This is a genomic window from Methylobacter tundripaludum SV96 (genome assembly GCF_000190755.2).
GTDB classification, from domain to species: Bacteria; Pseudomonadota; Gammaproteobacteria; order Methylococcales; family Methylomonadaceae; genus Methylobacter_A; species Methylobacter_A tundripaludum.
In genome coordinates this window covers 2,399,989-2,415,016 of the sequence record NZ_JH109152.1, presented here as the reverse complement: position 1 = coordinate 2,415,016, position 15,028 = coordinate 2,399,989, and the positions used below count along the sequence as shown (strand labels likewise).

11 protein-coding genes are annotated in these 15,028 nt (G+C 53.9%); 2 read left to right on the top strand and 9 right to left on the bottom strand.

Going from position 1 to position 15,028, the window contains the following annotated elements; translation table 11 throughout:
* Positions 1-107 precede the first annotated feature (107 nt).
* Genes METTU_RS10850 through METTU_RS10840 form a run of 3 tightly spaced genes read right to left on the bottom strand, consistent with a single transcriptional unit; the run spans position 108 to position 2,216 of the window.
* The gene (locus METTU_RS10850; protein ID WP_006891584.1) at positions 108-524 is read right to left on the bottom strand and encodes an ExbD/TolR family protein; all 417 of its coding nucleotides are present in this window, start codon (positions 522-524) and stop codon (positions 108-110) included.
* Positions 524-1,390, bottom strand: a complete 867-nt coding sequence (locus METTU_RS10845) for a MotA/TolQ/ExbB proton channel family protein (protein ID WP_006891583.1) — start codon at positions 1,388-1,390, stop codon at positions 524-526. The genes METTU_RS10850 and METTU_RS10845 overlap by 1 nt, the downstream gene beginning before the upstream one ends.
* A 10-nt stretch (positions 1,391-1,400) precedes the next feature.
* Positions 1,401-2,216, bottom strand: coding sequence for an energy transducer TonB (locus METTU_RS10840; protein WP_006891582.1), 816 nt, complete (start codon positions 2,214-2,216; stop codon positions 1,401-1,403).
* A gap of 245 nt (positions 2,217-2,461) precedes the next feature.
* On the opposite strand from METTU_RS10840, the gene METTU_RS23650 reads away from it, so the two are divergent.
* Together METTU_RS23650 and METTU_RS10830 are read left to right on the top strand one after the other, a co-directional pair.
* A complete protein-coding gene (locus tag METTU_RS23650; protein ID WP_040579743.1) occupies positions 2,462-2,746 on the top strand; it encodes a hypothetical protein in 285 nt (94 codons plus the stop codon).
* A gap of 308 nt (positions 2,747-3,054) precedes the next feature.
* Positions 3,055-3,321, top strand: coding sequence for a BrnA antitoxin family protein (locus tag METTU_RS10830; RefSeq protein ID WP_006891581.1), 267 nt, complete (start codon positions 3,055-3,057; stop codon positions 3,319-3,321).
* Positions 3,322-3,789: 468 nt separating this feature from the next.
* On the opposite strand, the gene METTU_RS10825 is transcribed toward METTU_RS10830, so the two are convergent.
* The 6 genes from METTU_RS10825 to METTU_RS10790 form a co-directional block, all read right to left on the bottom strand.
* Positions 3,790-4,089 carry a helix-turn-helix domain-containing protein gene (locus METTU_RS10825; RefSeq protein ID WP_006891580.1) on the bottom strand — a complete coding sequence of 100 codons (300 nt, stop codon included), beginning with the start codon at positions 4,087-4,089 and terminating at the stop codon, positions 3,790-3,792.
* A gap of 138 nt (positions 4,090-4,227) precedes the next feature.
* Positions 4,228-4,968, bottom strand: coding sequence for a hypothetical protein (locus tag METTU_RS10820; RefSeq protein ID WP_006891579.1), 741 nt, complete (start codon positions 4,966-4,968; stop codon positions 4,228-4,230).
* On the bottom strand, positions 4,965-6,122 hold the full coding sequence (locus tag METTU_RS10815; RefSeq protein ID WP_006891577.1) for an AAA family ATPase: 1,158 nt from the start codon (positions 6,120-6,122) through the stop codon (positions 4,965-4,967). The genes METTU_RS10820 and METTU_RS10815 overlap by 4 nt, the downstream gene beginning before the upstream one ends.
* Positions 6,123-6,504: 382 nt before the next feature.
* Positions 6,505-7,983 carry an efflux transporter outer membrane subunit gene (locus tag METTU_RS10810; protein WP_006891576.1) on the bottom strand — a complete coding sequence of 493 codons (1,479 nt, stop codon included), beginning with the start codon at positions 7,981-7,983 and terminating at the stop codon, positions 6,505-6,507.
* A 292-nt stretch (positions 7,984-8,275) separates the two neighbouring features.
* The gene (locus tag METTU_RS10800) at positions 8,276-11,392 is read right to left on the bottom strand and encodes a multidrug efflux RND transporter permease subunit (RefSeq protein WP_006891573.1); all 3,117 of its coding nucleotides are present in this window, start codon (positions 11,390-11,392) and stop codon (positions 8,276-8,278) included.
* Between the two features lie 379 nt (positions 11,393-11,771).
* Positions 11,772-14,897, bottom strand: coding sequence for an MdtB/MuxB family multidrug efflux RND transporter permease subunit (locus METTU_RS10790; RefSeq protein WP_006891571.1), 3,126 nt, complete (start codon positions 14,895-14,897; stop codon positions 11,772-11,774).
* Between the last annotated feature and the right edge of the window lie 131 nt (positions 14,898-15,028).

Below are 15,028 nucleotides of genomic sequence, written 5' to 3'. Positions count from 1 at the left end.
TCCTTCTTAAAAGTCATTCATAAAATTAAGGTCAGCTCTGTTTCGTTGGGCAAAGCATCCCTAGCCGACCCCAAAAAGGCCGGTTTAAATTCTGTTTTTTGCGTTGATTACTTGCCGGGAATAGTCAGAACCGATAACTTGGTAATTCCGGATCGTTCTATCGAGGACATCACTTTGGCTACCGTGCCGTATTGAACGGCATCATCTGCGTTAAGATTGAGTGCAATCTCAGGATCGGCCGCCTTACGGGTTAACAACTCGCTTTCAAAGGCTTCCAGGGCAATCTCGGTTTTGTCGATGAAAACCTTGCCCTTTGCGTCGACACTGATATAGACCGCTTCTTTTTCCTCAGGCGGCGCGGTTTCGGCCGTCTTCGGCAAATTGACATGCACCGCTTGAGTCAATAACGGCGCGGTGACGATAAACACCACCAACAGCACCAGCATCACGTCAACCAAAGGCGTGACGTTGATTTCGCCCATTACGTCATCCTCACCGCCGCTGTCTTTTGTATTCATCGCCATCAGATTTGCGCTCCTTCCGCTTGTAAGTCTTCATGACTGGCTTTTAGAACCGGATGTTTCGCTCCCGTTCCGCTAGTGCGCGGCGATGCAACCGAACCGGACGCCGGACGCTTGATTAAAAACGAGGTTTTCAAGGCGAGATGGACAAAATCGATAGCGAAATCGTCAAGAAATGCCCAGATCACCTTGTTTCTGCGAATAAAAAAGTTGTAGCCGATAACCGCAGGGACCGCGACCGCAATACCGACGGCCGTAGCAATCAGCGCCTCGCCGATCGGTCCGGCCACAACATCCAGACTGGCCGACCCGCTTTTACTGATGCTGGTCAGCGCGCCCATAATTCCCCAAACCGTGCCGAACAAGCCCACGAATGGCGAGATACTGCCGATGGTTGCCAAGATAGCCAGGCCGCTTTCCAGCGCGCCGCGCTCTTTCTGCATTTGTTGTCGCAGGCGTCTGTCCAGCAATTCCTGGCGATCCCCGGTATGCTCCAGATCGTGCGTGGTTGTGCCGCCGTCGGCTTCTATCAAGGTAGTAAAACCAATATCGGCGACTCTGGCAGCGGGTCCTTTATTGCCTTCCAATGCAGCCGCTGCCTGAAAATCCTGGGCTCCCCAAAATTTCTTGCCATAACTTCGATTGTGCTGAGAAATCCGCAGATGCTGTATGCCTTTGATCAGTATCAAAGCCCACGTCACCACAGAAAAGCCGATTAAAATCCATAAAGTGGCATCGACAATCAGCGCCGAAGTAATTTCAGGAGCCGCAGGCGTCGCGCCAGCCGCACTCGCAATATCCGCACCTGAAACCGGTATTTGATTAGCTGCCGGTGGAATTGCCGTTGCAGCAGATGTTGTTTCTGTCATAAATAAAACCTCAAACTTGTAAATTAAAAGAGATAGGAACCGTTACCCAACCGTCGACCGGCGTTTTTCCACGCATGGCAGGAGCAAATGACCATTGTTTTACCGTTCTCACCGCTTCATTGTCCAACACGTCCTTTCCGCTGGATTTAATGACGGAAACGCTGTCAGGCTTGCCACTGGCGAGAACATGCACTTTCATCAGCACTTTTCCTTCCCAACCGCGCTCCATAGCCACATCTGGATAAACCGGCTCCGGATTATCCAGATAACCGGCGCCCGCACGCGGCTCGGTCACCTTTTCTTCTACCGGCGGCGCAGGGGGCGTGGGCGGAGCAGAAACCACCGGCGCATCCGCTTGCACAGCCGTCGGCGTTGCAACAGGAGGCGGTTCGACAAGCTTGGGCACCGGCTTCGGCTGCACCTTAGGTTTAGGCGGCTTCTTAAGCGCCACCACATTCGGCGGAGGCGGTGGCGGCTGGACAACCGGCTTCGGCTGAGGCCGAACAAACGAAATCTGCACCTTGGATGGCGGCTTGACCGGCTCAACCAGCTCTTCTTTTTCAACCGCGACGTGCTTGAAATACTCGACAACGGTGGTATGCACCAATATCGACAGGACCCCTATAATCAGATAGTCGATGGCCTTACTATCGCGAAAATCGGAGCCTGATCTAAAATCACCCAACGCCACGGCAACCGATGAAGCGGACGCGTTTTCCCTCAGCAGACCGATTTCCGGCTTGATGGGAACGACATCGGCCCTTTTTCTCTCAGGCGCGAGAGTTGCCGGTTCAAATTTATCAAAAGCCACCAAAGGACTATTCATGCGAGATCTCCCGTTGCTTAAAAAAATGCCGGCTCCTGCCTACTCATGGATGAACCGAAGGGAATAACCCCTCTGTCGACCGGCTTTAGTTGATACTGTCTTTATGAATAGAGCATGTTCCATGCCATATAATGATCAATCAGTAAAAACACCGAAAAGCCCAACCCACATGAAAAATAAGACTTTGTATTTAAATGATTTATATTTTTTAACGAACATCCGGCAAATGGTCGGCCGATTGAAAATTGAAACATTTTCAACAAGCGCCTAATGCGCGGCTGCTTGCTGAGCATCAACTTGAAGAACCTTTTGCTGTTTATGTGTTTCCTGATCAACACATCTGGAAATACGATACTGTGTGGGAAATTTATAGGCTGTTGTGCCGACAAAAAAGCGAGCAGGGAGTTTGTTTAAGCTTTGCCTGCGGCGAGGAGCGCGGGGCAATCGAAGCGTGTATGACGCCGATACAAGTTCAAAAACGTTACGGCGTAGATCAGGAGATTATCTTTGGCGATTGGATCTGGAAGTAGGTCGCAGGTCGTAGGGTACGCTGTGCGTACCTTTCCAATGGGATGCACAGCGTATCCTACCGGGCTTTTCCGTACTCGAGCAAAACACGTTGCGCTAGTTCCCAAGCTCCAGCTTGGGAATTCAGAAGGCGAAGCTCCAGCTTCGCGAGACAGGAAGCTAGAGCGTCCACAACTGGGTTCCCAAGCTGGAGCTTGGGAACCAGCGAAACCAGATTTCACACTTTAACTCTGATAGACTCTTGCACATTACTTTTACCTTGCGTGATCTATCTCGGCCAGAGACATGCACAGAAAAGAGCGTACTATTTATGAGCAAACAACTTAAAACTATCCCACAATTCGCAGACGAAGCGGAAGAACAAGCTTTTTGGGAATCCAATGATTCCACAGATTATCTCGACTGGAGCAAAGCACAATCCGTAGTGCTACCCAATCTAAAACCAACAACCAAAACGATTTCTCTCCGCTTACCGCAACATTTGCTGGACTCAATTAAGGCCGCGGCAAATTCGCGTGATGTACCTTATCAATCATTGATTAAAGTTTGGCTACAAGGGAAAGTGCATGATCATTAAGCTGGTGGCATGAAGCTCATCGTTCGCGATTAATGGGCTGCACGTTGTTTAGCCTGTCCGTGCCTTTTCGGCATTCAACTACTCGGTTTCACAGTCTCTGGAGCTTAGGAACCAGCACGAACAATGCTGACAGCCGGACGGGGCATGTTGCCCCGTCCGAAACGTTTTGCATTGGTTAAGCGTTAACCGTTTAGTTCAGGCATCACAGAAACGTTAGGGACGGGGTTGCAAACCCCGTCCCGCTTGGATTTTACTGAGTAATCCCCACGTGATATTTGCTGTCCGTTTCGGTATCGCCATCCATGGCTTCTCGGCAATTGCTCCATGCATTGCTCTACCTCCTGCATCCTTGCAGTCGTGGATCCCGGCAATCCGCCGGGATGACGTGCTTTAAAATACTTGTGTAAAAGATGAGCACGCTACGTGGGAACGAGACAAATCAGTCTTACGACGTTAATTTCGAGAACATTAAACAGCTTGCGTGTCGCTATCTTCAAAACTAATGGAAATTTTTTTACCGATAGCCGCGGCAGCTTTGGTCAAAGTTGCCAAGGTAACAGAATGGCAATCAGGATCGAGTAATCTATCCAATTGAGCGCGACTGGTTTTCATGCGTTTAGCCATTTCACTTTTGCTGATATGCGTATCAACCATCGCCTTCGCAATCATGCAGGCAATCACCTTTTTTATTGCCGCTGCTTCCACCTCTTCAAAAATACCTTGTTCTTGGAGAAAAGCGTCAAAGTCAGAGCCAATATGTTGGTTCATTTCGTATCCCTCAATATTTTTAATCTATCCTTGGCAAGCTCTAATTCCTGCCTCGGTGTTTTTTAAAGCCGTAGGGTATGCTGTACGCACCTTTCGGCATTCAATGGTATACACAGCGGACCCTACCCAGCTAACACATCAATTCAAAACCTCATTCAGAGCTCGACCCAGCTCGTCCTGGAATGCCTTAAAACTAGGCATAGCAGAAGCTTTGTCTACGTCAAAAAGATTGTTTTCTAGCCACTCGCACAGCTCAACAGTAGATTTGTGTCCGCCAAATGCGGCATCAAGCTTATTCTTGGCTGAATTTGGGGAATCGTCGTTTCCAGATAAGTCTTCAAGCGTGTCACATCCTTGGTAAGCATGGTTTTTGGCCGCACAAAGCAACCACGCTTCCGATTTTGGTTTCGGCAACATCGGAACGCCTCTGGTAAATCCAGATCTCTTGAAACCATCAACCATGGACTTCCACTTTGCAGCCCAAAGCCCAACCTTGGTCGAGCGGGTACCATCGCAGTCGCGAAATAAAATCGCTATAGCTTTATCCTTGCATGTGATTTCCCTTTCAAGAGCAATATCCCCAAGCATCCATGCGTTTATATAGAAATATCCAGTCTCCTGGTCACGCTTCTTGCCGACCAATGACACTTTGCGGCTTTCATCTTTTCGGATCGATTCTCGGTGTTTCAAAGCCAATTCGCTGACATATTGGAATGCCCCCGGAATGGTTCTCGGCGAATAATCCAACCGTGGTTGAAGCATCTGGTCTAGCAACACAGCCATAGGGCCGACCTGGAATTGTTCATCCGAACAGATACTCTGTGCGTTGTTACATTGGCCAAGGTCTGTGGGACCTTCACCACTCAAAATCACGATCATTTAGTACGATCCTTCTCTTCTCGCTCCTTTTCGTCAAAAGCGACACATTCCTGAGTCAGAGCAGTCAGATCGGTGTCAATAAACGCCTCACCAGGTCCCATGTAGGTGAGTTTTTCGCCAATTCTAGGAATGCTGAAAAACGGCCTTGCGCGAGTTTCGCCCTTATCATTTTTGTAGATGAACTGAACCGACTCACGAGCAGTTGCATCTTCCAGATAATTCAAAATCATCGGACTATGCGTGGTCACCAAAATTTGTTGTGTTGAGTTAACTAGACTATCGACCAGCTTCTCAACGATTTCGGGATTAATGCCGTTTTCAATTTCATCCAGGAGAATAAGCGAATGATTCGAAGATGATTGGGCCAGAATGGCTAATATTCTTAATAAGCCATCATTAATATGCCGCGCCTCTGTTTCGATTTTCTGTTGCCCGAATTTCTCGATGATCGTAAGTTTTTTCCATCCTGATTGCTGGCTGGACACTTTGTAATCTTGCATATTAGGATAAAAACTTTGCAATAGCTTAATCAAGAAATCACGTTTTTCGCCCTTGATGCTATATAAAAATGCTGATAATTTTTCCCCGCCCGGCCCTATATCCACATCGGAACTTCGTGCGCGCTTACGCAAAAGATTGGGTGACAATAATTCCAAGGATAGGATCCTACGCATACCGTCACGGAACTCTAGTATGGGCGCAGGTAACTCAGAATCACGGAGTTGAGAAAGTATCGATCCTTGGTATTTGAAAGCAATCTCGGTGTCACTATTTTCGCCTATCCGATATTGCTTACTTTTTACGTTGAGTTGCTCAATCCCGTTCACTTCGAGTAATTCCGATGTACACAACAGCTCGTGCCTATTAAATGAACATCCCCAAACTATCTCGTCGCCGTTTTCTGTTTGGTATTCAACAGCCAGCTGAATATTGCTTTTCGATTGAAGCTTGCAATTTAACTCTAGTGCAGTCCATTCTCTTCGTATTAGCCAATCATCAACATTGCCTACCATAAGTTGAGCTATAAAATCGATTGCTTGCAGCACTGTACTTTTTCCAGCGCCATTCATGCCAATCAAGCAATTAAACTTACTCAATTTAAAATCGAAATCCGCTAAGGATTTGAAATTTCTAACTGCAATGCTCTTTATCATCTCAAATATCTAGTCTATTTTTCAGAACGTCCACTGACAACCTCCGACTCTGCCGACAAATCGCCGAATTTGCCATAGTTTACCTTTACCCCATCATATAGGTCGAGCTGGTTGCGCATATGTGCGTGATGCCATAGACGCGATTCACAGCTTATTATTCAAAATTGCCTGACAGCCGTTCTTGAACCTGACTATTAATTCCAACTAGCTCCGTAGCCCCGTAGGCCGGAATAAGCCGGTTCGAGCGACAGCGAGAACAGGCGTTTCCGGCAAACACCACCCAAACTCGCCGGAAACGCCACCTCGCGCTACACGCTTGGATGGTCTTATTCCGGCCTACGGGTTTTCCTCGTTCCCACATGCTGCGCGGGAACGAGACAAATCACTCCACCGGAAATATCAAATAATCCGTCCACTTAACTTCGCCGCCCGCTTGGTCGGGACTGGGCAGCATCGCCACATTCCAGCCGCCGCCCAAGGCTTTGACCAGTTGCACCGTGGCAGACATCCGGTTGCTGTGCAGTTGTACGGCGGTCTGCCGGTTGGACAAAGCGGCGGTTTGCGCGGTCATCACATTCAGGTAACTGATGGTTCCGGCCTGATATTGATTGATGGTCAGCGCCAGCGCCTGGTTGGCTGCGGCTACGGCTTTATCCTGCACCTGTTTTTCTTCCTCCAGTATCCGTAAAGCGGCCAGATTGTCTTCCACTTCCTGGAAACCGGTCAGCACCGTTTGCCGGTAAGCGGCGACATTGGCATCAAAACCGTCGATCGCCTGCTTGTACTGGGCGTTTTTAGCACCGCCGTCGAATACCGTCAACGCCGCACCGGCCGGACCCAGCGCCCAATAGCGGCTGGCCGCCTTGAACAAATTATCCAAGGTGGAGGTTTGAAAACCATTGGTGACGGCCAGATTCAAGCTCGGGTAATAAGCCGCTTTGGCTACGCCGATCTGGGCATTGGCGGCGGCGATTTTGCGTTCGGCGGCGGCAATGTCGGGACGCCGTTCCAGCAGCTCCGAAGGCAGGCTGACCGGAATCGACGGCGGCTGCACGTCCAGCGGCGCAGAAGCCAAGGACAATTCCGCCGGGGTCTTGCCGATCAATACCGCAATCGCATGCTCCAGTTTAGCCCGTTGTACGCCGAGATTGATGGCTTGGGCGCGCACCGATTCCAGCTGGGTCTCGGCCTGCATCACATCGCTCTTGGCGACCATGCCGACCGCATAACGGTTTTTGATGATTTGCAGGGTCCGGCTGTAAGCATCCACGGTTTCATCCAGCAACGCTTTTTGCGCATCCAAGGCCTTTAACTGAAAGTAATCGTCGGCCAATGTCGCTTCGCTGGACAGCCGCAATGCCTGCAAGGTGGCGGCGCTGGCTTGGGCGCTGCCGGTGTTGGCTTCAACCTGGCGACTGACGCTGCCCCATAAATCCGGCTCCCAGGCAATTGCCCCGGCGACGCCGAACAGGTTCCTGACCCCCGACACCGCCACGCTTTGGCCGCTGGCGGCGCGGAAACGGTTGGTCGTGCCGGTCAGGTTGAGTATCGGGAAAAAACCGGATTGCGCCGATTGCACCAGATGCTGGGCTTGACGGTATTGCGCCTCGGCCTGGATGATCGACTGGTTGGCGGCGGCGACCTGTTCTTCCAATTTATTAAGCCGGGGATCGTTGAAAATTTCCCACCATTTGCCGGACAGCACATTGTCGCGGGGCTGGGCCTGTTTCCAGCCTTTGCTTTCCTTGAACTCATTGGAAATCTTGGCTTCGGGGCGGACATAGTCGGGACCTACCGTGCAACCGGCCAGTTGTGCGGTTAATAGGGCATAAATCAGGGGGTGGCTAATGCGAACTGTCATGTAAATCTCGTATTGAGTTCATTGTATTGAAAGATTGTCTCGTTCCCACGCGCTGCGTGGGAATGCAGGATGGGACGCGCTGCGTCCTGCTTAGAGATGCTCTGTATTTCAGCTTGTTGACCCGCGCGACTCGCGGCGCAGCGCGCCTTGACTGCATTCCCACGCAGCGCGTGGGAACGAGGAAACGCCTTGCGTTCCGGACGGAACAACATGTTCCGTCCGGCTTGTGAGTCGCCGAGTACACGGAGTTTCATCTCTTCGTGTCTTCGTGGTGAATAAGAAATTTGGGCGTTCATTGTATTGAAAGATTTTGTCTGCTTCGAAAGCGGCCACCAAACCACAGCCGGAAACGATCCAGGTAAAGGTAGACGACCGGTGTCGTATACAGCGTCAGCATCTGGCTAAAAATCAGCCCGCCGACGATGGAAATGCCCAACGGTTGGCGCAGTTCCGCGCCGTAACCGGTGCCCAGCGCCAGCGGCAGCGCACCGAACAGCGCGGCCAGCGTCGTCATCATGATCGGCCGAAAGCGCAGCAGGCAGGCTTGAAAAATCGCCTCGCGAGAATCCAGGCCGTGCTCGCGTTCGGCATACAATGCAAAGTCGATCATCATGATCGCGTTCTTCTTGACGATGCCGATCAGCAAAATCACGCCGATCAGCGCGATGATGCTGAATTCGGTACCGCAAGCCATCAACGCCAGCAGCGCGCCGACGCCTGCGGAAGGCAGCGTGGACAGAATGGTCAGCGGGTGGATATAGCTTTCGTAGAGTACGCCCAGCACGATGTAGATGCTGAACAACGCGGCCAGAATCAAAAAAGGCTGGTTGCGTAACGATTCCTTGAAAGCTTTGGCCGAACCCTGAAAACTGCCTTGAACGGCATTCGGCACACCGATGTCGCGCATGGTTTTTTCGATCAGTTGGGTGGCGGTGGACAGCGAGGTGCCGGGCTTAAGATTAAACGACAATGTGGCGGCGGCGAACTGGCCTTGATGATTGACCGACAGCGGCGTGTTGGTTGGCGCAAAACCGGCCAGCGCCGACAACGGCACCTGGCCTGCGCCCGGTTGTTCGCCGGACGGCAAGCGCTTGGCCGGTACGCTGATATACACCTGCTTCAAGGCTTCGGGACTTTGCCAATATTCCGGGGCCAATTCCATGACTACCCGGTACTGATTCAGCGGATTATAGATCACCGAAACCTGGCGCTGGCCGAAAGCGTCGTTAAGGCTGGCGTCGATCATGGCCTGGCTGACGCCGTAGCGCGACGCCATATCCCGGTTGACCACCAAGCCGATCTGCTGCCCCTTGTCTTGCTGACTGGAGCTGACGTCGCTGAGTTCCGGCAGCTTGGACAGTGCGGCGACCACTTTCGGCATCCACTCCCGGAGCAGGCCCAGATCGTCGGATTGCAAGGCGTAGTCGAACGAGCCGAACGAGGGTCGGCCGCCGATACGCAGTTCTTGCGCCGCGAACATATGCAACTCCGCGCCGGGAATGCGCTTGACCTTCTCGCGCAAACGGCCCATCACTTCTTCAATGGGCTCCCGCTCCTCGTGCGGCTTCAGCACCACGAAGACTCGGGCGCTATTACCGCTCTGTTGGCTACCGGCAAACCCGGCCACAATATTGACCGCCGGATCCTGTCGCAACAGCTCGGAAATCTCGAAGAATTTTTTCTGCAAGGCCCAAAAAGAAGTGCCTTGATCGGTTTGAACCTCGCCCAGCAACCTGCCGCCGTCCTGAGTCGGGAAAAAGCCTTTGTCGATGATGGTGTACAGATAAACATTGAGGCCTATGGTGCCTAGCAAGATCAGCATCATGATACGGCCGTGACGCAACGCCCAGCGCAGCGAACTTTCGTAAGCACCCTGCACCCGGTCGAATGCCCGGCCTATGCCTTGATAGATGCGGCCATGCTGCGGACTTTCCCTGCCCACCCAACGCGCGCACAGCATCGGCGTGACGGTCAGCGAAATCAGCAGCGACACCAGCACCGCCGCCGACAGCGTCACCGCAAATTCCCTGAACAAGCGGCCGACCACGCCGCCCATCAGCAAAATCGGCAGGAACACCGCGACCAGCGACACGCTCATCGCCATCACCGTAAAGCCGACTTCCTTGGCGGCCAACAGCGCGGCCTTGAACGGCGCCACGCCTTTTTCGATATGGCGGCTGGTGTTTTCCAACACCACGATAGCGTCGTCGACCACAAAGCCGGTGGCGATGGTCAGCGCCATCAAGGTCAGGTTATTCAGGCTGTAGTTGAAAAAATACATGGCCGCACAAGCGCCGAGCAAGGACGCCGGCACCGCAATAATCGGCACCAGCGTAGAACGCAGGTCTCGCAAGAACACCAGCACCACAAGGATGACCAGCACGATGGCGATCAACAAACTGTGCTCGACTTCGGTAATCGACGCCCGGATGGTCAGCGACCGGTCGATAACCACCGACAGGTCGATCGCGCTGGGGATCGAGGCGCGCAGTTCCGGCAATAGGGCCTGTACCTGGTCGACGGTTTGAATCACGTTGGCCAACGGCTGCTTCCTGAGAATCAGCAGCACCGACTGCTTGCCGTTTTTCAAGCCGGTATTGCGCAAGTCCTCGACCGAATCGACCACCTCGCCGAGATCGGCAATCCTGACCGGCGCGCCGTTGCGGTAACTGACGATCAGCGGCAGGTAATCCGCCGCTTTGCGAGCCTGGTCGTTGGCCTGAATCTGCCAGCGTTGCTCATCGTTTTCCAGCACGCCTTTCGGCCGGGAGATGTTGGTTTGGGTAATGGTGTTTCTGACATCCTCCAGGCCGATGCCGTATTTGGTCAGCGCATTGGGGTTCAGTTCGACCCGCACCGCCGGTAATGCCGCACCGCCGATCTGTACCTGGCCGATGCCGGGAATCTGCGATATTTTCTGCGCCAGGATGGTCGAGGCCGCATCGTACATCTGGCCTCGGCTCAGGGTGTCTGAAGTCAGCGCCAGTATCAGGATCGGCGAGTCGGACGGATTATCCCGCCGGTAACTGGGACGATTGGGCATACTGGTAGGCAACAGGCTGGCCGCAGCATTGATCGCCGCCTGCACATCGCGGGCCGCGCCGTTGATGTCGCGATCCAGGTCGAATTGCAGGGTAATCTGAGAGGAGCCTTGCGAGCTGCTGGAAGTCATTTCGGTAATACCGGCGATGCGTCCCAAGGCCCGTTCCAGCGGCGTGGCGACCGTGGCCGCCATAGTTTCGGCGCTGGCTCCCGGCAACTGGGCCTGCACATTGATGGTCGGAAAATCCACCTGCGGCAGCGACGACACCGGTAAATTCAGGAAAGCCAGAATACCGGCCAGAACGATGGCCAAGGTCAGCAGACTGGTAGCGACCGGGCGGTAAATGAACAGTGCCGACAGGTTCATAGTTTTTTGTCCACGAAAGACACGAAAAGCACGAAAATGTTCTGGGGGAGACCAATTTGTAGATCGCTACCCCAAAAGGCATAGGCGTCTACACAAAAGTACCCACTCCTTCTCCCTTGAGGGAGAAGGTTGGGATGAGGGGGATATAAATAGTTATTTTTATTCTCCTCTCCCCAACCCTCTCCAGCAGGAGAGGGAGCAACATCCCTTAGAGTGACGGGGTTTGCAACCCCGTCACTCACGTTTCGTAATCTATTGATTCCTTGAAACGTTTCGGTCGGGGTTACAAACCCCGACCGGCATTGGTATGCCAATACAACATCCTGCTTTTTTCGTGTCTTTCGTGTTTTTCGTGGACTAATTAAGGATCTTAAATTCATCACAAATTTCCGTCGCTTTCAGCCGGATTCAACCGCAGCCAGCCATTCACGCGCCGGGCCAGACTATCCATCCATAAATAAATCACCGGCGTGGTATACAAGGTCAATAGCTGGCTGAGCAGCAAGCCGCCGACCATGGTAATGCCCAACGGATGGCGCAACTCCGAGCCGACGCCGCTGCCCAGCATCAACGGCAACGCGCCGAGCAATGCCGCCAACGTAGTCATCAGGATCGGCCGAAAGCGCAGCAGGCAGGCTTGAAAAATCGCATCTTCCGGCGACATGCCTTGCTTGCGCTCGGCATCCAGCGCGAAATCGATCATCATGATCGCGTTCTTCTTGACGATGCCGATCAACAAAATAATACCGATAATGCCGATAATGCCCAGATCGCCGCCGGAAATCATCAAGGCCAGCAATGCCCCGACACCCGCGGAAGGTAGCGTGGACAGAATGGTGATCGGGTGGATATAGCTTTCGTACAGCACGCCGAGCACGATGTACACGGTGACGATGGCGGCCAGGATCAGCCACAGGGTATTGCCCAACGAAGCTTGAAACGCCAGCGCCGCGCCCTGGTAACTGGTGCGGATACTCAACGGCAAATCGATCTCCTGCTTGATGCGGTCGATCGCCTTCACCGCATCGCCCAGCGCCGCGCCCGGCGCCAGGTTAAAAGACAGCGTCGCTACCGGAAACTGGTCGAGATGGTTGATCGACAGCGGCGTCGGCCGTTCCGATAATTCGGCTATCGCCGACAGCGGCACCTGCGTGCCGTTACTGGAAGGAATCCGTAAATCGTTCAGAGCTTCCGGCGAAGTTTGCTCGGCCGGATCGACTTCAAGCACCACCCGGTACTGGTTGGACTGGGTGAAAATAGTCGATACCAGCCGTTGCCCATAGGCGCTGTACAGCGCATTATCGATCGCCGCGGTAGTGACGCCGAAACGGCTGGCGGTGCTGCGGTCGATGTTGACATAGACTTGTTGACCCTGATCCTGCACATCGCTGGTCACATCGGCAAACTCCGGCTGACCGGAAAGTGCCGCCACAAGCTTATGCGTCCAGCGGTTCAATTCGTCAATATCAGGCGTCTCCAGCGTGAACTGGTACTGGGTGCGGCTGACCCGGTTTTCCATGGTCAGATCCTGCACCGGCTGCAAATACAAGGTCACTCCGGTCAGCACGGCCAGTTTGGGTTTCAGCCGGGCGATCACTTCGGTTGCGCTCAGTTTGCGTTCGGCCAGCGGTTTCAGGTTGATCAGGAAGCGTCCGGCGTTGGGCGTGGTATTAACGCCGTCGACGCCGATGAACGACGACAGGCTGTCTACAGCCGGGTCCTCAAGCAGCAGTGCGGCCAACTTTTGCTGATGCTCGGCCATCGCCGAAAAGGACACGCTTTGCGGCGCTTCGGAAAAACCCTGAATGATGCCGGTATCCTGTACCGGGAAAAATCCCTTCGGGATGAAGATGTACAACGCCACGGTCAATGCGGCGGTGGCGAAAAACACCGACATGGTCAGGACTTGCCGCTGCATAACCCATTCCAGGCTGCGGCCGTAAGCGGCAATCAGCTTGTCGAACCAATCGTCGCCGGGCTTTTCGGCATGCTCTTCATGCGGATGCAGCAGCTTGGCGCACATCATTGGCGTCAACGTCAGCGATACGATGGCGGAAATCAGGATCGCCACCGCCAGCGTGATCGCAAATTCCCTGAACAAGCGGCCGACCACGTCGCCCATGAACAGCAACGGAATCAGCACCGCAACCAGCGAAAAAGTCAGCGAAATAATGGTAAAGCCGATTTGTTCGGAGCCTTTCAGCGCGGCTTTCAACGGCGATTCGCCGCGCTCGATATAGCGGGAGATATTCTCGATAACCACGATCGCGTCGTCGACCACGAAACCGGTAGCGATGGTCAGCGCCATCAGCGTCAGGTTGTTGATGCTGAACTCGGCCAGATACATCACCGCAAAGGTGCCGACCAGAGACAGAGGCACCGCGACGCCCGGAATGATCGTCGCCGGGACGTTGCGCAGGAACAGGAAAATCACCATCACCACCAGCGCCACCGCCAGCAGCAACTCGAACTGCACATCATGCACCGAGGCGCGGATGGTTACGGTGCGGTCGGTCAGCGGCAGCACTTCGACGCTCAGCGGCAACGACGCCTGCAATTTCGGCAGCAGTTCCTTGATGCGGTCAACCACCTCGATCACGTTCGCGCCGGGCTGGCGCTGGATGTTGACGATCACCGCCGCATCCTTGTTCGCCCAGGCCGCCAGCCGGACATTTTCCGCGCCGTCGATCACTTCGGCGACTTCGGACAGCCGCACCGGCGCAGCGTTGCGGTAAGCCACCACTAAATCCTGGTATTCCGCCGCCGAGCGCAACTGGTCGTTGCTGTCGATAATCGCCGAGCGCATCGGCCCGTTGAACATGCCTTTGGGCTGGTTGACGTTAGCGGCGGCGATCGCGCTGCGCACGTCTTCCAGGCTGATGCCGTAAGCGGCCAGCGCTTTATGATTGGCTTGAATCCGCACCGCAGGCCTTTGTCCGCCGCTGATACTGACCATGCCGACGCCGGAGAGCTGGGCGATTTTCTGCGCCAAGCGGGTATCGACCAAATCTTCGACCTTGAACAACGGCAAGGCTTTGGAGCTGACCGCCAGCGTCATGATCGGCGTGTCGGCCGGATTGACCTTGCTGTAAATCGGCGCTTGCGGCAAGTCGTTCGGCAGGAAGTTGGCTGCGGCATTAATCGCCGCCTGCACGGTTTGTTCGGCAATATCCAAATCCAGGTTCAGGTTGAATTGCAGGGTAATCACCGACGCGCCGCCGGAGCTGGTCGACGACATCTGGGTCAGTCCCGGCATCTGGCCGAACTGGCGCTCCAGCGGCGCGGTGACCACCGAAGTCATGACCTCGGGACTGGCGCCCGGATACAAGGTCACCACCTGTATGGTCGGATAATCGACTTGCGGCAATGCCGACACCGGTAACATCCGATAAGCCAGGATACCGACCAGCAGCATCGCCACCATCAGCAGCGAAGTCGCCACCGGGCGCAGGATGAACAGCCGGGACGGGTTGAACTTCGGCAGGGTATGGTTTGAGGGTGTCATATTTGTCTCGTTCCCATGCGCTGCGTCGCTGCCGTTAGATCGCCGCCTCGTGGGAACGAGAGCAACGAGAAGATTCCCAAGCGGCTCGTGGGAACGAGGGGTAAATTTCCAGTTGGAACCCGCACGAAGGC